General features: G+C 40.6%; 19 protein-coding genes and 2 rRNA genes. 14 read left to right on the top strand and 7 right to left on the bottom strand.

All coding sequences use genetic code 11. The features are described from left to right. Positions 1 to 80 precede the first annotated feature (80 nt). Together ribH and ABFU83_RS01865 are read right to left on the bottom strand one after the other, a co-directional pair. Positions 81 to 569 carry a 6,7-dimethyl-8-ribityllumazine synthase gene (gene ribH / locus ABFU83_RS01870; protein ID WP_136403375.1) on the bottom strand — a complete coding sequence of 163 codons (489 nt, stop codon included), beginning with the start codon at positions 567 to 569 and terminating at the stop codon, positions 81 to 83. Position 570: 1 nt separating this feature from the next. Next, the gene (locus ABFU83_RS01865) at positions 571 to 1,353 is read right to left on the bottom strand and encodes a tol-pal system YbgF family protein (protein WP_136403376.1); all 783 of its coding nucleotides are present in this window, start codon (positions 1,351 to 1,353) and stop codon (positions 571 to 573) included. 138 nt (positions 1,354 to 1,491) lie between these two features. On the opposite strand from ABFU83_RS01865, the gene ABFU83_RS01860 reads away from it, so the two are divergent. The 7 genes from ABFU83_RS01860 to ABFU83_RS01830 all read left to right on the top strand — a co-directional run bounded on the left by ABFU83_RS01860 (position 1,492) and on the right by ABFU83_RS01830 (position 9,369). Continuing rightward, positions 1,492 to 2,571: a DNA replication/repair protein RecF gene (locus ABFU83_RS01860; RefSeq protein WP_347068462.1), complete on the top strand. Its 1,080-nt coding sequence runs from the start codon at positions 1,492 to 1,494 to the stop codon at positions 2,569 to 2,571. Positions 2,572 to 2,805: 234 nt separating this feature from the next. Beyond that, positions 2,806 to 4,911, top strand: coding sequence for a hybrid sensor histidine kinase/response regulator (locus tag ABFU83_RS01855; protein WP_347068460.1), 2,106 nt, complete (start codon positions 2,806 to 2,808; stop codon positions 4,909 to 4,911). Positions 4,912 to 5,004: 93 nt separating this feature from the next. Then, positions 5,005 to 6,018: a UDP-N-acetylmuramate dehydrogenase gene (gene murB, locus ABFU83_RS01850; RefSeq protein ID WP_347068459.1), complete on the top strand. Its 1,014-nt coding sequence runs from the start codon at positions 5,005 to 5,007 to the stop codon at positions 6,016 to 6,018. A 2-nt stretch (positions 6,019 to 6,020) separates the two neighbouring features. Further along, positions 6,021 to 6,635, top strand: coding sequence for an FMN-binding negative transcriptional regulator (locus tag ABFU83_RS01845; RefSeq protein ID WP_347068457.1), 615 nt, complete (start codon positions 6,021 to 6,023; stop codon positions 6,633 to 6,635). 85 nt (positions 6,636 to 6,720) lie between these two features. Further along, positions 6,721 to 7,827 (top strand): glycosyltransferase, encoded by a 1,107-nt coding sequence (locus tag ABFU83_RS01840; RefSeq protein WP_347068455.1) that lies wholly within the window; start codon positions 6,721 to 6,723, stop codon positions 7,825 to 7,827. Continuing rightward, positions 7,818 to 8,384, top strand: a complete 567-nt coding sequence (locus tag ABFU83_RS01835) for a sigma-70 family RNA polymerase sigma factor (RefSeq protein ID WP_347068454.1) — start codon at positions 7,818 to 7,820, stop codon at positions 8,382 to 8,384. The genes ABFU83_RS01840 and ABFU83_RS01835 overlap by 10 nt, the downstream gene beginning before the upstream one ends. Positions 8,385 to 8,547: 163 nt before the next feature. Further along, on the top strand, positions 8,548 to 9,369 hold the full coding sequence (locus tag ABFU83_RS01830) for an energy transducer TonB (RefSeq protein WP_347068452.1): 822 nt from the start codon (positions 8,548 to 8,550) through the stop codon (positions 9,367 to 9,369). Between the two features lie 89 nt (positions 9,370 to 9,458). Here the strand turns inward: ABFU83_RS01830 and nhaA are convergent, their stop codons facing one another. Next, positions 9,459 to 10,610, bottom strand: coding sequence for a Na+/H+ antiporter NhaA (gene nhaA / locus ABFU83_RS01825; protein WP_347068451.1), 1,152 nt, complete (start codon positions 10,608 to 10,610; stop codon positions 9,459 to 9,461). Positions 10,611 to 10,781: 171 nt separating this feature from the next. On the opposite strand from nhaA, the gene lipA reads away from it, so the two are divergent. From lipA to ABFU83_RS01810, 3 genes are read left to right on the top strand one after another with little or no spacing between them, the layout of a single operon-like run. Further along, positions 10,782 to 11,654 carry a lipoyl synthase gene (gene lipA, locus ABFU83_RS01820; protein ID WP_347068450.1) on the top strand — a complete coding sequence of 291 codons (873 nt, stop codon included), beginning with the start codon at positions 10,782 to 10,784 and terminating at the stop codon, positions 11,652 to 11,654. Between the two features lie 31 nt (positions 11,655 to 11,685). Beyond that, positions 11,686 to 12,690, top strand: coding sequence for a type I glyceraldehyde-3-phosphate dehydrogenase (gene gap / locus ABFU83_RS01815; protein WP_347068448.1), 1,005 nt, complete (start codon positions 11,686 to 11,688; stop codon positions 12,688 to 12,690). Between the two features lie 35 nt (positions 12,691 to 12,725). Continuing rightward, positions 12,726 to 14,918, top strand: a complete 2,193-nt coding sequence (locus ABFU83_RS01810; protein ID WP_347068446.1) for an ATP-binding protein — start codon at positions 12,726 to 12,728, stop codon at positions 14,916 to 14,918. Here the strand turns inward: ABFU83_RS01810 and ABFU83_RS01805 are convergent. Together ABFU83_RS01805 and lpxK are read right to left on the bottom strand one after the other, a co-directional pair. Continuing rightward, positions 14,915 to 15,727: a purine-nucleoside phosphorylase gene (locus tag ABFU83_RS01805; RefSeq protein WP_347068444.1), complete on the bottom strand. Its 813-nt coding sequence runs from the start codon at positions 15,725 to 15,727 to the stop codon at positions 14,915 to 14,917. The genes ABFU83_RS01810 and ABFU83_RS01805 overlap by 4 nt on opposite strands. Next, a complete protein-coding gene (lpxK, locus tag ABFU83_RS01800; protein ID WP_347068442.1) occupies positions 15,699 to 16,721 on the bottom strand; it encodes a tetraacyldisaccharide 4'-kinase in 1,023 nt (340 codons plus the stop codon). The genes ABFU83_RS01805 and lpxK overlap by 29 nt, the downstream gene beginning before the upstream one ends. Positions 16,722 to 16,827: 106 nt before the next feature. Between lpxK and ABFU83_RS01795 the strand changes: the two genes are divergently transcribed. From ABFU83_RS01795 to rluF, 4 genes are read left to right on the top strand one after another with little or no spacing between them, the layout of a single operon-like run. Next, the gene (locus ABFU83_RS01795; protein WP_347068440.1) at positions 16,828 to 17,922 is read left to right on the top strand and encodes a Nif3-like dinuclear metal center hexameric protein; all 1,095 of its coding nucleotides are present in this window, start codon (positions 16,828 to 16,830) and stop codon (positions 17,920 to 17,922) included. Between the two features lie 3 nt (positions 17,923 to 17,925). Then, positions 17,926 to 18,705 carry a C4-type zinc ribbon domain-containing protein gene (locus ABFU83_RS01790; RefSeq protein WP_347068438.1) on the top strand — a complete coding sequence of 260 codons (780 nt, stop codon included), beginning with the start codon at positions 17,926 to 17,928 and terminating at the stop codon, positions 18,703 to 18,705. A gap of 33 nt (positions 18,706 to 18,738) precedes the next feature. Further along, positions 18,739 to 19,596, top strand: coding sequence for an alpha/beta hydrolase (locus ABFU83_RS01785; protein WP_347068437.1), 858 nt, complete (start codon positions 18,739 to 18,741; stop codon positions 19,594 to 19,596). 54 nt (positions 19,597 to 19,650) lie between these two features. Further along, entirely contained in the window at positions 19,651 to 20,511 is an 861-nt protein-coding gene (rluF, locus tag ABFU83_RS01780; protein ID WP_347068435.1) for a 23S rRNA pseudouridine(2604) synthase RluF, read from the top strand. 188 nt (positions 20,512 to 20,699) lie between these two features. Here rluF and rrf read toward each other — a convergent pair. Together rrf and ABFU83_RS01770 are read right to left on the bottom strand one after the other, a co-directional pair. After that, positions 20,700 to 20,809, bottom strand: a 5S ribosomal RNA gene (gene rrf, locus ABFU83_RS01775). A gap of 109 nt (positions 20,810 to 20,918) precedes the next feature. Beyond that, positions 20,919 to 23,799: ribosomal RNA gene (locus ABFU83_RS01770) — 23S ribosomal RNA — on the bottom strand. Positions 23,800 to 23,897: the final 98 nt, after the last annotated feature.

Here is a 23,897-nt window from a genome sequence, read left to right as displayed (position 1 = left end):
TTTTGTTAATGGTCAACCCTCTAAAAACAAAGAACCTGTAACGCAAAACATTACAGGTTCTAATTATATAACTTGATTTTTTATGCTTTTTTCCGAAGATCTGCCATTTTGATGGCTGCGATAGCCGCTTCGGTTCCTTTATTCCCATGAACACCACCACTTCTGTCGATCGACTGTTGTTCGTTATTATCGGTTAAGACGCAGAAAATCACCGGCACATCGGTTTGCACGTTCAGGTCTTTGATTCCCTGTGTTACACCTTCGCAAACAAATTCAAAATGCATGGTTTCCCCTTTTATTACGCATCCGATTACAATAACCACATCTACATTCTGGGTTTCAATCATTTTTTTGGCACCGTAAATCAGTTCGAAACTGCCGGGCACATTCCAACGAACCAGATTACTTTCCAAAGCGCCACAATCCAGCAAAGCGGCTTCGGCACCGGAATACAATCCTTCTGTTACTTTATCGTTCCATTCCGAAACAACAATCCCAAACCGAAAATCTTTCGCGTTTGGGATTGTGTTTTTATCGTAATTGGATAAATTTTTATTAGCTGTCGCCATATTATTCGGTCATTGCGATCAACGCATCGATATTAGCACCTTCTGCAGAACCTTCGTATTTTTCTTTAATTTGCGTAAAGAATTTGGCTGCATCCGCTTTTTTATTCAATGCCAACGCAACTTGTCCGGCTTTAAATAAAAATCGTGGTGTTGTATATTCGTTATCATTTGCTTCAGCCGCTTTTTTATAGTACGTTAAAGCATCTTCTTTTTTATCAAGTTCTGAAAAAGCATCTCCGATACCTCCTAAAGCTAAGGCTTTAAGCATCATATCATCGGAAGAAAACTGCTCCAACTGCTGAACCGCTTCTTTGTATTTTGCCGTATTCAGGTATGCCATACCTGCATAATAATGCGCTAAGTTAGCCGCTTTTGTTCCGGAATAGTTATCTACGATTCCAAGGAATCCTAATTTACCTTCACCGCCTTTTAATGATAAGGCGAAAAGTGAATCGGCAGCCTGTCCTTCAACAGCTTGTTGGAAATATTGTTGTGCCTGGAACATTTCATTTGCAGCATCGTCCTCTTTCGGTTCTACTACAAATTTGTCATACAAAAGATAACCTGCCGTTGCAATAGCAATAGCACCTACAAATCCGAAAATATATTTCTGATTTCTAGCCACCCATTCTTCCGTTTTGGAAGCACCTTCGTCCAATTTATTAAAAACTCCGGCAGTAGTACTTCCTTTTTCGTCGATTTCTACTGCTTGTTCAAATTCATTTTCAACAGCTTCTTCTTGCGGTTTCGGGGCTTTGTATCCTCTTTTGTTATATGTTGCCATTTATTTTAAATTTATTGAGCTGCAAAAATATACTTTTTATTGAAACTTAAAAGCCCTTTTTATCGATATTTTTCAATAATTTGCACCCGCTTTTAAAAAAAACTGACATAAATATCAGCATTAACCACTTTCCTATCCGTGTATTTAAAGACGCTTTCACTGTTTAATTATAAGAATATTGCCGAAGCTACTTATGCTTTTGATGCCAAAATCAACTGCTTTGTCGGCAAAAATGGTATTGGAAAAACCAATATACTGGATGCTATCTACCATTTGGCCTACGGGAAAAGTTATTTTAATCCGTTGGCGGTTCAGAACATCCGACATGGAGAGGAGTTTTTTGTGATCGAAGGTCAGTTTGAAAAAGACCAACGTACGGAGCAAATTGTCTGCAGTTTAAAAAAAGGACAAAAAAAAGTATTAAAACGCAACGGCAAACCTTATGATAAATTTTCGGATCATATCGGTTTTATCCCGTTGGTTATTATTTCCCCGTCGGATCAAGACCTTATTATAGAAGGTAGCGAAACCCGTCGTAAATTTATCGACAGCGTGATTTCGCAATCAGACAGTTTGTATTTACAACAACTGATCCAATACCAGCGCATACTGACACAACGCAACGCCTTGTTAAAATACTTTGCACTAAACCATACGTTCGACAAAGAAACCCTTGCCGTATATAATGAGCAACTTGCCGTAATTGGTCAGCAGGTATTTGAAAAGCGACAGTACTTTATCCGCGAATTCATTCCTATTTTCAACCGTTATCATCAGTTGATCACTAATTCCTCCGAAACGGTACAGATTGTTTACGAAAGTCAGCTTTTTGAAAAAGACATGTTAGCGCTTTTTGACGAATTTTTATCGAAAGACCGCGCCTTGCAATACACCAGTGTTGGCGTTCATAAAGACGACCTTTCGTTTGAGATTGATCATTTTCCGATTAAAAAATTCGGTTCACAAGGACAACAAAAATCGTTTTTAATTGCTCTAAAACTGGCGCAGTTTGAATTTATCAAAAAACTAAACGGTACCGCTCCTATACTCCTTTTTGACGATATATTTGACAAACTGGACGAAAGTCGGGTACATAAAATTGTCGAGATGGTTAACGATGAAACATTCGGACAACTCTTTATTTCCGACACCCATCCGGAACGTACCGAAGCTATTGTCAAGTCGACTTTACAGAGTTACACCCTTTTTCAACTGTAAAAAAAGCAACTTTTCGTTTCTATATTTACGAAAAACAACTCCTCAACCTCTTTTTTTACAACAAACCTCACATTTGTTTGGATTTTAATTAAATATTCGTGATATTTATTTTTTTGATCCCCAATCTATTAAATAAAAACCAGGACTTTCCTAAATTTACAGCCCCAAATACCACTACCTGCCTTTCTTTTTAATGCTGTTCCAACATAGTAACTGACTCATAAAAGATAGCTGATGAAGATCCCTTTACAAAAGCGAAAAAAAGTACACATTGCCCTTTTTATTTCCATCCTCATCATCCAATTGCTTTTTTTCTGGATGTGGTACCAACAAAACAACGAATACAACACCTTATCCGAATCGGTTCAGAATGCCAGCAAACCCAATGAGGCGGTTTATTTCTCCAATCAGGCGACACGAAGTTTTCTAAACGCCCAAAATGCGTTTAACGACTACCTTCTCAGTTATAAAAAAGCCTCTTTAAACCAATATGAACACTCCATTCGGGAGATGACCGTTTATCTGGACAGCCTGGATCGGCTTTCGGCTGTAAACAAAGATTTTTTCAAGGTGATCAAATCGAAAGAAACAACCGAAAAACAAATCTATCATATCCGCAAGCAACTGGATTCGCTGATGCGAAAAGGAGTCATTTCTTTAATGGGTAGCGATTCGCTTCCGTCTAACTTCAACATTCGGAAATTCAATTATGCCAAAACACTGAATTCGATCAGCTACGACACGACACTTACGTCCGACAAAGACCGTAAAAACGGTTTTTTTGCCCGGATCGGAAAAGCTATTTCCGGAAAAAACGACATTATGAAAGAGCGTCTTCAGGTACGTATTAAAATGGTATATGGGAATACCGAAAAAGTCGGTTCATTTGAGGACCAACTTAAAAACACCTTTAGCACCATTGACCACTATTACACCCAGGAGTTTAAAAAACTAAACCGCACCTATAACAACCTTCGGAAAAAGGATCGGGAATTATTGGAAATCAACAAAACCATACTACGCAACAGTCAGGAGATATTACAGGTTTACTCGGATTCGGCTCAGGAACTCGACAAATTAAAATACGCAACAGCACTCAAAAACATCGAAAAACAGCGTACCCTGATTCTGGCATTACTGCCGATCATGGTTCTCATCACGATAATCCTGCTGTTTTACACGCAATTTGCGTATATCTACGAAAAGAGCCTATTGGACGCCAAGACCGAAGCCGAAAAAAATCTGGAATTCAAAAACCGTATCATTGGCATGCTGAGTCACGAAATGCGGGCACCGCTTCATATTATCTCGAACTTTTCGAAACGGCTAAAATCGGCTACACTACCGGAAACGGCACTTTCTACGGTCAATTCGTTAATTTTCACGTCCAACTCCCTGCAGATTACCGTCAATCAGATTCTCGACTTTTTTAAAAACAAAAGCAGCAAACTGGTCTTATACAATTCTAACTTCAACCTGAAAAACGAAATCCTATCGGTATTGGAATCATTACGTTCGTTGGCCGAAATCAAAAAAATCGATTTGAATCATACGATTGACTCAAAACTAGACACTATAGTCTGGGCGGATAATGTAAAAATACACCAGCTTTTTTATAATATTATTGGAAATGCCATCAAGTTTACCGATCAGGGAAGTATTACCGTAACGGCCGGTTTATCGGATCAAGGCACGCAATACCTTTTGGAAGTTACGATTAAAGACACCGGAGCCGGTATTCCGTCTGAAGACCTGGAAAACATATTTGATCAACATTATCAGAGTAAATTCCATTCCGAACAAATCAAGCTTGGCGCCGGACTTGGCTTAAACCTGTGTAAAGAAATTGTCGATCTTTTTGGCGGCACGATCACCGTAAACAGTGTCCTACAAAAAGGCACCGAAGTTCGTTTTTCGCTACTCTTAAACAAATCCCGCGATATTAAAACAAGTCTGGAGCAACTATTGGAAATCAACCGTAAAAAACCACTAGCTATTGTCATCGTAGACGATGATGCCATCACGTTGGTCAGCCTTAAAAAGATGATCAGCAATACCAATGCCGAAGTCAGCACTTTTACAACGGCCACCGGATTGCATAATCATCTTAACAATCATACCGCTGATCTGATCATAACCGACTTACAATTGGGTACACTTTCCGGTATTCAACTCGCCCGGGAAATACGCAAAACCCATTCGATACCGATTATAGCAGTAACCGGTGATGATTATTGGACACAGGAAAAAGCTACTGATGATTCTCCGTTTGAAACTGTTATTATCAAACCGGTAAACAAGGAAGAACTTTATAGCAAAATTTTAAAAACTGTAAGTTGATCACCATAGTTTTTTAAGAATTCTGATTGTGAAAAGAAACGGAAATCAAAATGGTTTACCTATTTTTACACCATCAAAAAAGCATACTCATTCATGAACATTTCTTCAGACTTTTCGCTTCAAAAATACAATACATTCGGAATTGATGCTAAGGCCAAAACTTTTGTTTCGGTTACAAACGAAACAGAACTGGCGACTATTTTACAACAGCACCATTCGGAAAAACCTTTTATTTTGGGTGGCGGCAGTAACATGCTACTCACTAAAGATATCGACCGACTGGTAATCCATGTTAATTTAAAGGGAAAAAGCATTCTTGAAGAAAACGACGATTATGCATTGGTTCAGGCAGAAGCCGGTGAAAACTGGCATGAATTTGTACTTTGGTGCATTGATCAGGGACTTGGCGGATTGGAAAACCTGTCGTTGATTCCCGGAAATGTAGGTACGACTCCAATTCAAAATATCGGTGCTTACGGTGTAGAAATCAAAGACAGCTTTGTCTCTTGTCGGGCGATGAATATTACAACACAGAAAATTGTAACTTTCGACAAAGCGCAATGCCAGTTTGGTTACCGCGAAAGTATCTTTAAAAATCAGGAAAAGGATCGCTTTGTAATCCTGTCGGTTACTTTTAAACTAACCCGAAACCATCATAAAATCAACACCTCATATGGTGCGATCGAAGCCGAACTAACGCGACATAATATTACCCATCCGACGATTAAAGATGTGAGCAATGCGGTGATCGCCATCCGTCAGAGTAAACTTCCGGATCCAAAAGAACTTGGAAACAGTGGTAGTTTCTTTAAAAACCCGGTGATTCCAAAAACGGCCTACGACAAAATACAAAGTCAGTATCCCGACATGCCGCATTATACGGTTTCCGAAACGGAAGTCAAAGTACCGGCGGGATGGCTTATCGAGCAAGCCGGTTTTAAAGGCAAACGATTTGGCGATGCCGGAATACACCAACACCAGGCATTGGTATTGGTAAACTACGGAAATGCCACCGGAGCGGAAATTCTGGCGGTATCGAAAAACATCCAGAAAACCATTTTTGATAAATTCGGAATTGCAATAGAAGCCGAAGTCAATATTATCTAAAAATGTATAGCGACGAGCAGTATCAGAACAACGATCCCGAAGCGATCCGTGATTTTATCCGACAGAACAGTTTTGGGATACTGATCAATCAAACCGAAGGAAAACCATGGGGCACTCATATTCCATTGGAACTCGAATACAATCCGGATGGTCAGGAAATACTTTACGGTCATATTGCCAAAGCCAATCCGCAAGCTGCAGCCTTACAAAATGGCGCTACGGTATTGGCGATTTTCAACGGACCATACCATTATATTTCCTCTTCCTGGTATGATCATGAAAATGTTCCGACATGGAATTATATTGCGGTACATATTTACGGTACCATTCGCATCATCGAAGGCGATGAACTTTTATTTTCGCTAAAAAAGCTGGTCGACAAATACGAAGCCACTTCCGAAAATCCAACAAAAATCGAAAACCTGTCCGCTAAAACCATGCGCCAGGTAAACGGCATTACAGCTTTTGAAATTAGCATTGATCAAATTCAGGCGGTTCACAAACTCTCTCAAAACCGCGACGACAAGAACCATACGGCTATTATCGAAAAACTGGAAAACCAAAAGGATCCGAATGCGATTCATATTGCCCGGGAAATGCGAAAAAACCGGAAATAAGCTTCGAGGAATTTGTTAAAATCCAATTGGGATTTAACATTTGATTCGTACCTTTGTCCCTTCTTTAATCCCTGATGAATTGCATATGTTAACAATTCTACTCTATATTTTTATCGGAATTATTGCCATCCAGATTTTCTACTATTTGATCATTTTTGGCAAATTTGCATTCGCTCCGGCTCAAAAGATTACGTCGAAACGCATTCCGGTTTCGGTAATTGTATGCGCTAAAAATGAAGCGGAAAACGTAACCAAATTTATCCCGCTTTTAGCCGATCAGAACTATCCTGACTACGAGATTGTTTTAATTGACGATGCTTCCAGCGACGATACACTGGAAATTTTTGAAGCGTTTGAAAAACAATATGCCAATATCCGACTGGTAAAGGTTCAGAATAACGAAGCGTTCTGGGGAAATAAAAAATTCGCGTTAACACTTGGAATTAAAGCCGCCCGAAAAGAATATTTACTCTTTACCGATGCTGATTGTTATCCGACTTCCAAGGATTGGATTACCCAAATGACCTCTCAGTTTACCTTACATAAAACCATCATTTTAGGATATGGTGCTTACGAAAAAATCAAAGGATCCTTTTTAAATAAGATTATCCGTTTTGAAACCCTTTTAACGGCTGTTCAGTATTTTTCGTGGGCCAAAATGGGCAAACCCTATATGGGCGTAGGTCGGAATCTGGCGTATAAAAGAGAAGAATTTTTCAAAGTAAACGGTTTTATGGATCATATGAAAGTACGCTCCGGCGATGATGATCTGTTTATCAATCAGGCGGCAAACCATAAAAATACAGCGATTTGTTACAGCCCGGAAAGCTTTACCATTTCGGCACCCAAAACGAGCTATAAAACCTGGTTTCAGCAAAAGCGACGTCATGTTTCGACAGCGTCCTATTACAAAAGCTTTGATAAATTCCAATTGGGACTTTTCTTTTTCTCACAGCTTTCCTTTTTTATACTGGCCATTTTATTACTGGCATTCCAATTTCAATGGATGATTGTAGCAGGATTAATCGTTGTCCGTTATATTGTCACCTGGTTCACTTTAGGCTATGCTTCGGGCAAACTGCACGAAAAAGATGTCATGTATTGGTTTCCGATTATCGAATTAATCCTTATCTTCACACAACTAAACGTGTATTTTACCAACTCTTTTTCAAAACCGGTACATTGGAAATAAATTCGGAAATAATTCAAAAGAATATTGAAAAAGCAAAAGCCGGCGATCAGGTAGCTTTTACGTTTTTACTGGACTTTTTCTGGAATGAGATCTACGGATTTATGTTAAAACGTACGGAAAACGAAACCGATACGGAAGATATCGCCATCGAAACGTTCGCCAAAGCTTTTGATAAAATTACCACCTATAATCCCGAGTTCGGGTTTAACACCTGGCTGATTGCCATTGCCAAAAATGTACATATCGACATACTGCGCAAAAAGAAATCGGCTTTATTTTTAGGTACCATCGACGAAGAAAATCAACAGGCCTATAATGTAATCGACTCCACTCCCAGTATTGAAGATGAGATTATTAAAGAGCAAAATCTGGCGCGGTTATTACAATACATTAAAGAATTAAAACCCGCTTATCAGGAAGTCATTCAATTGCGGTACTTCCAGGAGATGACCTATCAGGAAATAGCCGATCAGTTGGAAGAACCGTTAAACAATGTAAAAATCAAATTGCTCCGGGCTAAAAAACTACTGGCGGAAATCATTCAGCAGAAAAAATAATTTTATTTTTCACAACTCAACCTCCAAAAACCCTCAAATTTATTCACAAAATATCAAGCAAGATAAATATTTCTTATTTTATTAACATTTCAAATACTAATACCACAACACATAACGTTATACAGGTATATACCACTATATTCTAACCTTAAACTACGTTATCATGTCTAAATTAAACATCTACGAAACCAAATGGATCAATTTGGTTTTTGAAGGCCGTAACAAAGCCTACGGCGCCTATCAATTACGAGCCGAAAATCCAAAAACAACATTAAAAGCTTTGTGTGTTGGTGTTTTACTATTAAGTTCTGCTATTGCTGTTCCGATTATTGTAAATTCACATAACAACGAAAACGATATAGCGGATAATATCCCTAAAATACCCGGTGATATAATTGTTATTGCTGATCTTACACCCAGACTACCCGAAAAAACAGAGGAGCCAAAATTGGAAACCACACCTTCCGATCCGGTAAAAAAAATTAAATATATTGGATTTACGCCTGTAGCTAAAAATCAGGCTACTCAGGAAGTTCCCACTAATGAGGAATTAAAAAATGCGGCTATCAGTACCGAAAACAGTGAAGGAACCGGAACCACCACCAGTCTTAGTGTTGCTTCACAGCCAACCGGGAATGGAAACGGAACCGGAACGGAGGGTACAAACACGATCAACTCCACCTACGAGCTGGAAGCCTTACCACAATATCCGGGCGGAATCGACGCTTTTTTAGCCACCATTGGCAAACGTTTTAAAACGCCCGAAATGGAAGAACTTAAAACATTAAAAGTAATGGTGTATTTCGTGGTCGAAAAAGACGGTAGCTTATCCAATATCCGGGTAACACGAGATCCGGGATATGGTTTGGGTAAAGAAGCCATTCGGGTGTTAAATTCCATGACTACCAAATGGACACCGGGCTACCGAAACGGTCAGCCGGCACGAACCGCTTATAATCTTCCGATAACCGTGAATGTTAATTAAGAAGGAGGAGAAAAGAGAAAAGATGCTATATGTAAAAGCCTGTCGGATAGCTATCCGACAGGCTTTTTCAATTTATATCCAGGCTCCTTTTATAAGATTTCCTTTTTCGTATCCAGTGAAAATTTCAGAAAAACAAATCCGATAACTCCGGCCACCAATGACGAAATCAGGATGGCAATTTTGGAAATCGTAATATCTTCGGTCTGCGATTTAAACGCCAGTAAAGTTATAAATATCGACATCGTAAAACCGATACCGGCGAGAAAACCGGTTGCCAGTATTTGTTTCCATTTTAAATCGTCCGGTAGTTTACAAATCCCGACAGCTACTACCGCAAAACTGAATAAAAATATTCCCAGCGGTTTTCCGATTACCAATCCAAGGAAAATCCCGATACTGTTTTCGTGTGCCAATCCTTCCACCCAATCGTTTCCAATAACAATGGCCGTATTCGCCAAAGCAAACAACGGCAGTATAAAAAACGCTACCGGTTTGTGTAAAGCGTGTTGCATTTTATAGGAAATTGTTTTTTTACCGCCATCACCAAAAGGTACCACAAAAGCCAGTAATACACCGGTTATTGTGGCGTGAATTCCGGAATTGAGCATAAAATACCACATCAACACACCTCCTAAAAGATACGGAAACGGATTATTCACTTTTAAACGATTAAAGACAAACAGCACCGCCATGATTCCCAATGCAATTCCCAGATTCAGTACAGACAAATGATCGGTATAAAAAACAGCAATCACCATAATAGCACCCAAATCGTCGATTACGGCCAAAGCGGTCAGAAATACTTTTAACGACAACGGTACCCGACTTCCCAATAAAGACAACACCCCTAACGCAAAAGCAATATCGGTAGCCATTGGAATTCCGGCACCCGCCTGAGTTGGCGTACCGTGATTAAAAATCATATAAATCGCTGCCGGAACCAACATTCCTCCAATAGCGGCAAAAATGGGCAACATTGCATTTTTTATATTCGAAAGTTCCCCTTTGTAAATTTCCCGCTCCAATTCCAATCCAATCAGAAAAAAGAAGATAGTCATCAAACCATCATTAATCCAGTGTTCAAATGAATGTGCCCCCAATTCGAAATGCCAGATACTTTGATACGCCTCCTGAAAACCGGAGTTCGCCAATATCAGGGAAATCAGGGTACAAAAAATCAGAACAATCCCGGAAGATTTTTCATTATTAAAGAATTCGGTAAATAATTTGGTAGTTTTCATTATACATAGAATAGATTAAATGGCTTTTTATCGATAATTACAAAGATACAATTTTTAAAACAAAACCATTTTCAGATAATTCACAAGACAGTATTGCCTATTAAAAATGCGTTAAACGGACTATTACAAATAAACAACATTACGTATCTTTGCACTTCAAAATTATCAGTAATGGAAACTGTTTTAGACACGAATATCCTTCCGACCGGAAAACCAAAATGGTTACGCGTAAAGCTACCGACCGGAAAAAAATATACCGAATTAAGGGGCCTGGTAGACAAATACAAGTTAAATACGATTTGTACTTCAGGAAGTTGTCCGAACATGGGTGAATGTTGGGGAGAAGGAACCGCAACCTTTATGATACTGGGCAATGTATGTACACGTTCGTGCGGATTTTGTGGTGTAAAAACCGGGCGTCCGGAAACGGTTGACTGGGACGAACCGGAAAAAGTAGCGCGTTCGATCAAATTAATGAATATTAAACACGCAGTAATTACCAGCGTAGACCGTGACGATATTAAAGATGGTGGTTCCATTATCTGGAAAGAAACCGTAAAAGCCATCCGTAGAATGAATCCGGAAACTACTTTAGAGACCCTTATCCCGGATTTCCAGGGTATGGAACGTAATATCGATCGTATTGTAGAAGCCAATCCGGAAGTGGTATCCCATAATATGGAAACCGTTCGCCGTCTGACCCGTGAGGTTCGGATTCAGGCGAAATATGATCGTAGTCTTGCCGTACTGAAATATTTAAAAGATCAGGGCATCCGTCGTACCAAATCCGGTATTATGTTAGGTTTGGGCGAAACGGAAGAAGAAGTTATTCAGACAATGAAAGACTTACGCGAGGCGAATGTAGACATTGTAACCATCGGGCAATACCTGCAACCGAGTAAAAAACACTTGCCGGTAAAAGAATTTATCACGCCGGAACAATTTGCCAAATACGAAGCCATCGGTAAAGAGCTTGGATTCCGCCATGTAGAAAGCGGTGCTTTGGTACGTTCGTCCTACCATGCTCAAAAACACATTTTATAAATACGGTCAACCCACAATATACGGACACTCAATGAATCCAAAAATTAAAATTGCCATTAATGGTTTTGGCAGAATCGGGCGTAATCTGTTCCGATTATTGTTAAACCATCCTGCCATAGAAGTCGTAGCGATTAACGATATTGCCGACAACAGGACGATGGCACATTTGATCAAATATGACAGTATACATGGCGTACTTCCCAATACGGTTACGTTTGATGAAACGTCCATTAGTATCGATGGCAAAGCTTTTCCATTTTTCCACGAAAAAGAAATTTCGAAATTAAACTGGAAACCGCTGGATGTGGATATTGTGGTAGAAGCTACCGGAAGATTCAAAACCTATCCGTTGGCCGAAGCGCATATTACGTCGGGCGCCAAAAAGGTGATTCTTTCGGCTCCGGCAGAAGACGATACCATCAAAACCGTAGTATTGGGTGTAAACGACTCCATTCTGGACGGTACCGAACGTATAATTTCCAATGCCAGTTGCACGACCAACAACGCTGCACCGATGATCAAGGTGATTCAGGAATTATGTGGAATCGAACAAGCCTATATCACGACAGTACACTCCTATACGACCGATCAAAGTCTGCATGACCAACCGCACAAAGACTTGCGAAGAGCCAGAGGCGCGGCACAATCGATCGTACCTACTACGACCGGTGCGGCAAAAGCTTTAACTAAAATTTTCCCGGAACTGGATGGGAAAATGGGTGGTTGTGGTATACGCGTACCGGTTCCCGACGGTTCCCTGACCGACATCACCTTTAACGTAAAGCGTCAGGTTAGCATAGAAGAAATTAACGAAGCCTTTCGTAAAGCCTCGGAAACCACTTTAAAAGGTACATTATCGTATACCGAAGATCCTATCGTTTCGGTAGACATTATTGGTAATCCGACCTCCTGTCTATTTGATGCACAGCTAACTTCGGTAATCGATAAAATGGTAAAAGTAGTAGGCTGGTATGATAATGAAATTGGTTATTCATCCCGAATAATAGATTTGATCACACATACATATGCCAAATAATTAACTATATTTATACGGATTTTTTAAACAAAGAAATGAAGTATATCCTGCTTTTATTATTTTTCATAGGAATTCCCTGTTTTTCTCAGGAAAAAAACACCCCAATAAAAGTTGATAGCATTACCTATTATTTGGAGTTGTCTAATTTTCATAAAAACAATTACACCTATAATAAGGCATTAGAATTTGGTAAAAAAGCGGTTAATTATGCCACCCGAAACAATCTGGAAAAAGGTCTGGCCGACACCTATCTGGCCATTGGTGGCATTTACTATCAGTTAAAAAAGACGGATGACGCGATCGAAAACTTTATTCGAAGTCTGGCGATTTACAACAATTTAAAACCGTCGTCCAACATTGCGTTTTGCTATTACAATCTGGGATTATGCTATCTGGACAAAAACAGTTTTGCGATCGCCGAAAATTATTTTGACAAAGCCATTTCCATCTACGAACAAATACAAATTCCCGACGCAATTGAGTTGATCAACCTGCAAAAAGGAATCATTTATAAAAAAAAGGGGAATATCAACCTGGCCACTGCCCTGTTTAAAAACATCATTTCCAAAAACAATATCGACAATCTTTTTGAAACAAAAGCGGAAGCCTATTATCAGCTGGCGGAAATCAACGAGCGGAACAACCCCAAAAAAGCCATCGATTATCTGGAAAAAGCCAATGCACTCACCAGCAATAATAATATTTCCCAAAAGCTGAAAATCATTCGCAAAATCAGTACGCTTTACAATAAAACCAACAGTGTCAACCAGTCGTTCTATTACCTGAAACGTTATGTCCATCTGAAAGATTCCCTTTCGGCGATTAACAACGACAGTATCGGTGAAGCCGCATTCGAACGCTATATTGCCAACGAGCAGCTTAAGACCATTGAAAAAATGGACAAGGAAAACAAGGAACAGGAAAAATCGATTAAGTTTTCCAAGTTAATCAGTATTCTAAGTATTGCGCTGATTTCTATTTTATCGTTACTCAGTCTTTCGCTTTATAAAAACAACATCATCCGTAAGAAAACCAACCAGCTTTTAAAAGAGAAAAATCTGGAACTGGAAGTTCAGAAAGAACGTGCCGAACGAGCCTCCAAAGCACGTTCCGAATTCCTGTCGACCGTGAGTCATGAGTTGCGCACGCCATTAAATGCGATCAACGGAATTACACATATTCTATTGGAAGACAAACCAAAGGAAAGTCAGCTGACATACCTGAATTCCTTGAAGTTTTCCGGAAACTACCTGTCAACTTTTATCAACGATATCCTCGAAATCAACCGGGTAGAATCGAATGCTCTGGAAGTAGAACATATCAATTTTAACATCCGGGAATTGTTCCAGAATATTATGGATTCGTTTGTCGAGATCGCCAATAACAACAATGTCATTTGCCGACTCAACATCGAAGAGACTGTTCCGAGCTTCCTGATTGGTGATCCAACCAAGCTTTCACAAATATTGATCAACCTTATAAACAACTCGCTGAAATTCACCAAAGATGGCGATGTATGGATTAACGTATTCCAAACGGGTAAAGACGGCAACTGTGTCGATCTGCATTTTGAAATTATCGATACGGGAATTGGAATCTTAAAAGAAAAACAGGAAACTATTTTCGACAGTTTTACACAAGGTTCGGTAGAAATTAACCGTAAATACGGCGGAACCGGATTAGGACTATCCATTGTTCGACGACTGGTTGAAATATTAGGCGGAAAAATTCACCTGGAAAGCGAACTGGACAAAGGTGCCAAATTCTATTTTGACCTGGCGTTCCCTATTGGCGAAGAAATTAAAGTGGAAAAGAAAACCGGATTGGGCTATGATGAACAATGGCTAATCGATAAAAAAATACTTTTGGTTGAAGACAACAAAATCAATCAGATGATCACTAAAAAAATGCTTGAACGTAAACAAATGGTTTGTACGATCATCGAAAACGGAGAAGATGCGATTGAACATTTGGAAAAACACCGAAACGAATACGATCTGGTATTAATGGATGTCCATCTTCCGGGAATTAACGGAACGATTGCCACCGAAGAAATTCGCAAGTTCGATATGCAAACCCCGATCATTGCCTTAACGGCTATTTCATTGGACGAAAATCGCGAAATGCTGCTTTCATATGGTATGAATGAGGTGATCACAAAACCCTTCGATCCGGAAAAGTTTTACGAGATTATTGCGACCACCATCATTTCAAGAAACGGCAATTAATAGGCCGCTATCAGATTTTGGATTAGATTTCGAACATGCGGTTCTGCTGCCTGTGCTGCTTCCAATACTTCATCATGTGTAATGGTATCGATACTGTGTTCGTCGCCCATATCGGTAATAACCGAAATGCCAAAACACTCCATATTCATATGCCGTGCCACGATCACTTCCGGTACTGTCGACATTCCAACACAATCGCCGCCAACGGTTTTCACCATACGGTATTCGGCCAGTGTTTCGAAAGTTGGCCCTTGTAAGCCAAGATACACACCGTCCTGTACTTCAATTTCTAAAGTTGCGGCCAGTTCTTTTGCTTTGGCGATCATCTTACGGCTATACGGTTCACTCATATTCACAAAACGCGGTCCGAAACGCTCGTCATTTTTTCCGCGCAGCGGATGTTCCGGCATCATATTGATATGATCTTTAATAATCACAATCGATCCTACTTTATAGTCCGGATTAACACCACCCGAAGCATTCGAAACGATTAATTTTTCCACTCCTAAATATTTCATCACACGAACCGGGAAGGTTACCTCTTTCATCGAATAACCTTCGTAAAAGTGAAAACGGCCTTGCATGGCTACCACTTTCTTAGTCCCGATAGTTCCGAAAACCAAAGCGCCTTTATGTCCCTGAACGGTCGATACCGGAAAATTTGGAATCTCGTTATACGGCAAGGTAAATTCAATTGTAATATCATTGGTGAATCCACCCAGGCCGGAGCCTAAAATCACACCATATTCCGGAGTAAAATTTGTTTTTTCTTTAATGTAACTAACTGTTTCTTGTACTTGCTCCCACATAATCTAAAATAGTTTTATCAAAATCGTTTTCATTATTTAAAAATGCGCTAACGATGGGCAGGTAAAACAATTGCTCCGATGGCAATTTCCCTTCCAGTCGCACATAATCTTTTTCTGTTGTAATAATTTTTCTGGTTCCGGCTTTTTCCAGAATCGCAGCAATATCCTTGTTCGTAAAATGATGATGATCCGGAAAGGTCATACAATTGGACGCCTTTACTTTTAGGTGATCAAAAAAGGGTTGGGGTTTTGCAATTCCGGCTACCAGGAACAGGTTTTCGGGATCCAGGCCGGTAACTTTTAATATTGTTTTTTCCGAATAGACACTGTCGTCGTATTTAATACAGGTAAAAAACAACTGTTGGCAGGACTTCAGTTTTAGTCGTCCTTTTATTTCATTTTGCTGAATCTGTGTTAACGATGGCGGACATTTGGTTACCACAATAATCGCAGCGCGCGCTACACCATCCCGGCTTTCCCTTAAATTTCCGGCCGGCAGGATCAGATCATCAATATACAAATCGTTATAGGCGGTTAGCAAGATATAAAATCCGGCTTTTACTTTACGGTGTTGGTAGGCATCGTCCAGCAAAATCACTTCCGGTTTTACCAATTCCAGTAATTGTGTAATTCCGTTGGTTCGATTGGCATCAACCGCTACGTTTATATTCGGAAACTTTTTATAAAACTGATACGGTTCGTCTCCCAATATTTCCGCAGTAGCTTTTGTATCGGCCAAAACAAAACCTTCCGATTTACGTTTATAACCTCTGCTCAAAGTAGCAACTTTATAGGTACCGGACAACAATCGGATCAAATATTCGATTTGCGGTGTTTTACCGGTTCCGCCAACACTAAGGTTTCCAACGGCAATTACAGGTGTATTGAAAAAACTGGATTTTAGTATGTCTTTGTCATACAAAAAATTACGAACCCCGGTAACGCATCCGTAGAGGATGGAAAAAGGAAAAAGTATTTTTCGCAAAAAATTCATAGTACGAAAGTAGCTATTTTTTATCTTTGAAAATAACTTTTACCGTAAAGTTTAGCCGGTTTGGGCTTAAAACTAACGGTTCCATCCACAAAATAAAACCGTTCTGATGAAAATAAAAGCAATACTCGACGTACTGGAAGAAATGGCGCCACTGGCCTATGCCGAAGACTTTGACAATGTGGGCTTACTCGTTGGCGATGCCAATACCACTGCAACCGGTGTGCTCGTTTGCCACGACGCACTGGAAAATGTAATCGACGAAGCCATCCGACGCGAATGCAATCTTATTGTTTGCTTCCATCCGATTTTATTTTCGGGTCTGAAAAAGATTACCGGAAAAAATTATGTCGAGCGTTCTGTTTTAAAAGCCATCAAAAATGATATTGCAATCTATGCCGTTCATACTGCGTTGGACAACCATCAGCAAGGTGTCAATAAAATCTTTTGTGATGCACTCGGACTTACCAACACCCGTGTATTGATTCCAAAAGCCAATTTTATCCAAAAACTGGTTACGTATACGATTCCGGAAAACGCGACAACACTTCGCAACGCGCTTTTTGAAGCCGGAGCCGGAAAGATTGGAAATTACGAAGACTGTAGTTTTACGTCTCAGGGAATGGGTTCTTATATGGGTAACGAAAACAGCAACCCGGAAATCGGTGAGCGTTTTGAATTTGTAGAAGCAACCGAAATTAAAATCGAAGTAACCTTTGAAAAACACCTTCAGAGCAAAATTTTAAAAGCCTTATTCCAAAACCACGTTTACGAAGAAGTTGCCTATGAAATTTATGCATTGCAAAATGCACATCAGAATATCGGCTTGGGCATGACCGGCGAACTGGAAAATCCGATGGATGAATCCGAATTCCTGCAACTGGTAAAAGACAAAATGCAGGCCGACGGTATCCGTCATAGTGCCTTTTCCGGTAAAAAAATACAAAAAGTAGCGGTATTGGGCGGATCGGGAAGTTTTGCGATTGGAAATGCTATTTCGGCTCAGGCAGATGCTTTTATCACAGCTGATTTGAAATATCATCAGTTTTATGAAGCCGAAAACAAGCTACTTTTAGCCGATATTGGGCATTTTGAAAGTGAAAGGTATACAAAAAACTATATAGTTGATTATCTTACGAAAAAAATTCCTAATTTTGCAATCATTTTATCGGAAGAAAATACAAATCCAGTTAAGTACTTTTAAAATATGGCAAACATCAAAGAACTAAGTGTAGAAGAGAAGTTACGAGCAATTTATGACTTACAGTTAATCGATTCACGCATTGATGAAATTAGAAATGTAAGAGGTGAATTACCTCTTGAAGTGGAAGATTTAGAAGATGAAGTAGCTGGATTAAGCACTCGTTTAGAGAAATTGAAAGCAGATTTAGAGACTATCGAAGAGCAAATCAAAGAAAAAAAGAATGCTATCGACGGTCATAAAGAATCGATTAAAAAATATACCGAACAACAAAAGAATGTTCGTAACAACCGTGAATTTAACTCTTTAACAAAAGAAGTTGAATTTCAGGAATTGGAAATCCAATTAGCGGAAAAACACATCCGTGAGATGAAAGCATCTATCGAGCACAAAAAAGAAGTGATCTCGCAAACAAAAGAAAAATTAGACGGCAGACAATCGCACTTAAAACACAAAAAAGCGGAATTGGAAGACATCATGTCTGAAACCGAAAAAGAAGAAAACTTCTTATTGGAAAAATCAGCTGAATTTCAGGAGCAGATTGAAGAGCGTTTATTAAATGCTTACAACAGAATCCGTACCAGCGTTCGTAACGGATTGGCAGTCGTTTCTATTGAAAGAGGTGCTTCTGCAGGATCTTTCTTTACAATCCCGCCACAAACGCAAATGGAGATCGCTTCCCGTAAAAAAATCATCACCGATGAGCACAGTGGAAGAATCTTAGTTGACAGCGCATTAGCAGACGAAGAAAAAGAGAAAATGCAACAATTATTCTCTAAAATATAAGTAACTTAAAGCCTCCAACCGGAGGCTTTTTTTATGAAACTGTTTGACAAAATATCCTATTTTATACTAACCAAAACCATTGGATTGTATATTAATCTTATGGGCTTTTTATTCCCCGAAAAAGCCACAAAACTGGCGTATCGCTTTTTTACAGAACCCAGGGATGGAAAACTCGACGCTACTAAAATCCCAAAAATACTGAGTGAAGCACATCCGGAAACGGTCGCTTTTGGTCAGCATCAGATTCAAACCTATACCTGGAAAGGGAATGATCATCGTATTTTATTAGTACATGGCTGGGAAAGTAACGCCGCCCGATGGGAACGCTTTATCGGATGGCTTAAAAAATCCGGAAGCACCATTATTGCACTCGACGGTCCGGCTCAGGGATTGTCCAGCGGAACCGAATTCAACATTCCTGAATATGCGCGCTTTGTAGACGCTATCATGCAGAAATTCAACCCTACATCCATCATTGGCCATTCTATGGGCGGTGCTACCTGTATTTATTACCAGTACACCTATCAGAATCCTTTATTGGAAAAAATGGTCATTTTAGGTGCTCCAAGTGAATTTATGATTGTACTGAACAATTATAAAAAAACACTAAGTCTGAATAAAAAAGTATCCCGTCTTCTGGAAAAACGAATCATGGAGCGTTTTAATATCGATCCAAACGAATTTTCAGGCAAACGCTTTGTCTCCGGACTTAACCTTAAAGGCCTGATAGCTCATGATGAAGACGATACTATTGTTTCCTATAACGAAGGAAAACAGATCGCGGAAGCCTGGAAAACAGCCGAGTTTATCTCAACAAAAGGACTGGGACACAGTTTGCACGACGATCAGCTTTACCAACGCATCTATCATTTCCTTTTTGAAGCCGATTAAGCAATTCACCGGCTATAAATTGTCATTCCTTATTATTTAGCGTATTTTTGCCAGATGGAAGAAAATTTAAAACGACTTAACAAATTCTTATCCGAAACCGGATTTTGCTCCCGTAGAGAAGCCGATAGGCTAATCGAAGAAGGAAGAGTTACCATAAACGGAATAGTCCCGGAAATGGGCACTAAAGTCACTCTTGATGACGAAGTAAGAGTCGATGGTAAATTGGTCCGTGAAAAGACTGAAAAACCGGTATATCTGGCTTTTTATAAGCCGGTAGGTATTGAATGTACGACCAACCAATCTGTTCGCAATAACATTGTCGATTATATTAATTATCCGAAACGTATCTTCCCGATCGGACGTCTGGACAAAGCCAGTGAAGGTTTGATTTTTATGACCGATGATGGCGATATTGTAAATAAAATCCTTCGTGCCCGTAACAATCACGAAAAGGAATATATCGTAACCGTAAACAAACCCATAACCGATCGTTTTATACAACGTATGGGTAATGGAATTCCTATTTTAGATACGATTACAAAAAAATGTAAGGTGGAACAAATCAGTAAATTTGTATTCCGGATTATCCTTACGCAGGGACTGAACCGACAAATTAGACGAATGTGTGAATATCTTGATTATGAAGTAACCGCTTTAAAGCGTGTCCGTATCATTAATATTTCCCTTGATATTCCGGTAGGCCGATATCGCGACCTAACAGACGGTGAAATCAAAACCCTTAACGAGCTGATTGCTCCTTCCAGCAAAACCGAAGAAGCCAGTTTGCCCAAAGCAAAAGTACATCAGCAGCCTAAAACACAATCGTCGGCTACTCCTGCAAAAAGATCTTTTAGTAACAATAAAGGCGGTAGTAACAATCGAAATACTTCTTATAACAGAAATAAAAATAAATAACGCATTAAAATAATTACTAAACCGGACTTGATCCGGTTTTTTTATGGTTTATGGTGAACATCTGACAGGTTTTTAGAACTTGTCAGGTGTAGTTTATAGCAAAAAAGGAGCTGATCATTTTATGATAGCTCCTTTTTGGTAATCTTATAAAACAAAAAACCCTATCCGTATGGATAGGGTTTTCAAAAGAAAGGCGGCGACATACTCTCCCACAGGATTGCAGTACCATCTGCGCAGGCGGGCTTAACTTCTCTGTTCGGAATGGGAAGAGGTGAGCCCCGCCGCAATAACCACCTTAAATCGTTGATTATACTTCAGGTATAACACTAATATTGTAACATATTGAGATAAAAAATCAAAAACAATTTTCAGAAAGACTTCCCTTCCGCCCGAAGGCGGAAGGACACGTACATAAGCTTACGGGTTATTAGTACTACTCGACTATGACATTACTGCCTTTACATCTATAGCCTATCAACGTGGTCATCTTCCACGACCCTTTAAAGAAATCTCATCTTGTGGTGGGTTTCGCGCTTATATGCTTTCAGCGCTTATCCCTTCCAAACGTAGCTACTCTGCGGTGCTCCTGGCGGAACAACAGATACACCAGAGGTTTGTCCAACTCGGTCCTCTCGTACTAGAGTCAGATCCACTCAAATTTCTAACGCCCACAGTAGATAGAGACCGAACTGTCTCACGACGTTCTGAACCCAGCTCGCGTGCCACTTTAATGGGCGAACAGCCCAACCCTTGGGACCTTCTCCAGCCCCAGGATGTGACGAGCCGACATCGAGGTGCCAAACCCCCCCGTCGATATGAGCTCTTGGGGGAGATCAGCCTGTTATCCCCGGCGTACCTTTTATCCTTTGAGCGATGGCCCTTCCATGCGGAACCACCGGATCACTATGCTCTACTTTCGTACCTGATCGACCTGTATGTCTCTCAGTCAAGCTCCCTTATGCCATTGCACTCTACGCACGGTTACCAAGCGTGCTGAGGGAACCTTTAGAAGCCTCCGTTACTCTTTTGGAGGCGACCACCCCAGTCAAACTACCCACCAAGCAATGTCCTCTTCATCGAAGAGTTAGGCCTCAGATAAGCAAAGGGTGGTATTTCAACAATGACTCCACAACTCCTGGCGAAGCCGCTTCATAGTCTCCCACCTATCCTACACATCACTTATCCAAGGTCAATACTAAGCTATAGTAAAGGTGCACAGGGTCTTTTCGTCCCACTGCGGGTAATCGGCATCTTCACCGATACTACAATTTCACCGAGCTCATGGCTGAGACAGTGTCCAGATCGTTACACCATTCGTGCAGGTCGGAACTTACCCGACAAGGAATTTCGCTACCTTAGGACCGTTATAGTTACGGCCGCCGTTTACTGGGGCTTCAATTCAATGCTTCTCCGAAGATAACATCTCCTCTTAACCTTCCAGCACCGGGCAGGTGTCAGGCCCTATACTTCATCTTACGATTTGGCAGAGCCCTGTGTTTTTGATAAACAGTCGCCTGGACCTTTTCACTGCGGCCAGCATTGCTGCTGGCGACCTTTCTCCCGAAGTTACAGGTCTATTTTGCCTAATTCCTTAGCCATGAATCTCTCGAGCACCTTAGGATTCTCTCCTCGACTACCTGTGTCGGTTTACGGTACGGGTACTTATAATCTAAGTTTAGAGGTTTTTCTTGGAAGCCCTTAGGTACACTATCACTTTGTCCGAAGACTCCGTGTACTATCGCATTTCACCAGTTCCCGCGGATTTGCCTACGGGACCTATAGCTAGGTGCTTTAACGAACTATTCCGTCAGTTCGCGGTACTTTCATCACTCCGTCACCCCATCACAATTATAAGTAGTACGGGAATATTAACCCGTTGGCCATCGACTGTCCCTTTCGGGTTCGCCTTAGGACCCGACTAACCCTCAGCTGATTAGCATAGCTGAGGAAACCTTAGTCTTTCGGTGTGCGGGTTTCTCGCCCGCATTATCGTTACTTATGCCTACATTTTCTTTTCTAAACAGTCCAGCAATACTCACATATCACCTTCAACCCAGTTTAGAATGCTCCCCTACCACTTGTATATAAATACAAATCCATAGCTTCGGTAGTATACTTATGCCCGATTATTATCCATGCTCGTCCGCTCGACTAGTGAGCTGTTACGCACTCTTTAAATGAATGGCTGCTTCCAAGCCAACATCCTAGCTGTCTGGGCAGACAAACCTCGTTTTTTCAACTTAGCATACATTTGGGGACCTTAGCTGATGGTCTGGGTTCTTTCCCTCTCGGACATGGACCTTAGCACCCATGCCCTCACTGCTGAAAATCATTATATAGCATTCGGAGTTTGTCAGGAATTGGTAGGCGGTGAAGCCCCCGCATCCAATCAGTAGCTCTACCTCTATATAACTAAATCAGCGCTGCACCTAAATGCATTTCGGGGAGTACGAGCTATTTCCGAGTTTGATTGGCCTTTCACCCCTACCCACAGGTCATCCGAAGACTTTTCAACGTCAACCGGTTCGGACCTCCACTGTGTGTTACCACAGCTTCATCCTGCCCATGGGTAGATCACACGGTTTCGCGTCTACCACTACTGACTATAGCGCCCTATTCAGACTCGCTTTCGCTACGGATCCACACCTGAAGTGCTTATCCTTGCCAGCAACGGTAACTCGTAGGCTCATTATGCAAAAGGCACGCCGTCACCCCACTTAAGGGCTCCGACCGCTTGTAGGCGTATGGTTTCAGGATCTTTTTCACTCCGTTATTCACGGTTCTTTTCACCTTTCCCTCACGGTACTGGTTCACTATCGGTCTCTCAGGAGTATTTAGCCTTAGCGGATGGTCCCGCCAGATTCAGACAGGGTTTCACGTGCCCCGCCCTACTCAGGATACCACTATTCTTATCTTCTCTTACTTGTACGGGACTATCACCCTATATCGTTAACCTTTCCAGGTTATTCCAATTCAATCCGCAAGAAATATCGTGGTCCTACAACCCCACAACTGCCGTAACAGCTCTGGTTTGGGCTTTTCCGCGTTCGCTCGCCACTACTTACGGAATCACTTTTGTTTTCTTCTCCTCCGCCTACTTAGATGTTTCAGTTCAGCGGGTTCGCCCATCTATCGATGTACTATGTCTTCAACATAGTGGGTTGCCCCATTCGGATATTTACGGATCAATTCGTATGTGCCAATCCCCGTAACTTTTCGCAGCTTATCACGTCCTTCTTCGCCTCTGAGAGCCTAGGCATCCCCCATACGCCCTTATTTTGCTTATTGTACTTACTTTTTTTAAAATATACCTTAACGGTACACCCTAAATTCTGTGCTTTCTAATTTTTTTGTTTTCTTATCTCAATATGTCAATGAACGGTTTC

The organism is Flavobacterium sp. WV_118_3 (assembly GCF_039778605.1).
Taxonomy (GTDB): domain Bacteria; phylum Bacteroidota; class Bacteroidia; order Flavobacteriales; family Flavobacteriaceae; genus Flavobacterium.
This window is presented reverse-complemented; position numbering and strand designations above follow the sequence as displayed.

Coding starts and splice junctions, on each gene's coding strand:
- ABFU83_RS01810 (WP_347068446.1), top strand. CDS start 12,726: ATGAAGTATATCCTGCTTTTATTATTTTTCATAGGAATTCCCTGTTTT.
- ABFU83_RS01845 (WP_347068457.1), top strand. CDS start 6,021: ATGTATAGCGACGAGCAGTATCAGAACAACGATCCCGAAGCGATCCGT.
- ABFU83_RS01785 (WP_347068437.1), top strand. CDS start 18,739: ATGAAACTGTTTGACAAAATATCCTATTTTATACTAACCAAAACCATT.
- gap (WP_347068448.1), top strand. CDS start 11,686: ATGAATCCAAAAATTAAAATTGCCATTAATGGTTTTGGCAGAATCGGG.
- murB (WP_347068459.1), top strand. CDS start 5,005: ATGAACATTTCTTCAGACTTTTCGCTTCAAAAATACAATACATTCGGA.
- ABFU83_RS01805 (WP_347068444.1), bottom strand. CDS start 15,727: ATGTGGGAGCAAGTACAAGAAACAGTTAGTTACATTAAAGAAAAAACA.
- ABFU83_RS01790 (WP_347068438.1), top strand. CDS start 17,926: ATGGCAAACATCAAAGAACTAAGTGTAGAAGAGAAGTTACGAGCAATT.
- ABFU83_RS01840 (WP_347068455.1), top strand. CDS start 6,721: ATGTTAACAATTCTACTCTATATTTTTATCGGAATTATTGCCATCCAG.
- ABFU83_RS01795 (WP_347068440.1), top strand. CDS start 16,828: ATGAAAATAAAAGCAATACTCGACGTACTGGAAGAAATGGCGCCACTG.
- ABFU83_RS01865 (WP_136403376.1), bottom strand. CDS start 1,353: ATGGCAACATATAACAAAAGAGGATACAAAGCCCCGAAACCGCAAGAA.
- ABFU83_RS01830 (WP_347068452.1), top strand. CDS start 8,548: ATGTCTAAATTAAACATCTACGAAACCAAATGGATCAATTTGGTTTTT.
- rluF (WP_347068435.1), top strand. CDS start 19,651: ATGGAAGAAAATTTAAAACGACTTAACAAATTCTTATCCGAAACCGGA.
- lipA (WP_347068450.1), top strand. CDS start 10,782: ATGGAAACTGTTTTAGACACGAATATCCTTCCGACCGGAAAACCAAAA.
- ribH (WP_136403375.1), bottom strand. CDS start 569: ATGGCGACAGCTAATAAAAATTTATCCAATTACGATAAAAACACAATC.
- nhaA (WP_347068451.1), bottom strand. CDS start 10,610: ATGAAAACTACCAAATTATTTACCGAATTCTTTAATAATGAAAAATCT.
- ABFU83_RS01855 (WP_347068460.1), top strand. CDS start 2,806: ATGAAGATCCCTTTACAAAAGCGAAAAAAAGTACACATTGCCCTTTTT.
- lpxK (WP_347068442.1), bottom strand. CDS start 16,721: ATGAATTTTTTGCGAAAAATACTTTTTCCTTTTTCCATCCTCTACGGA.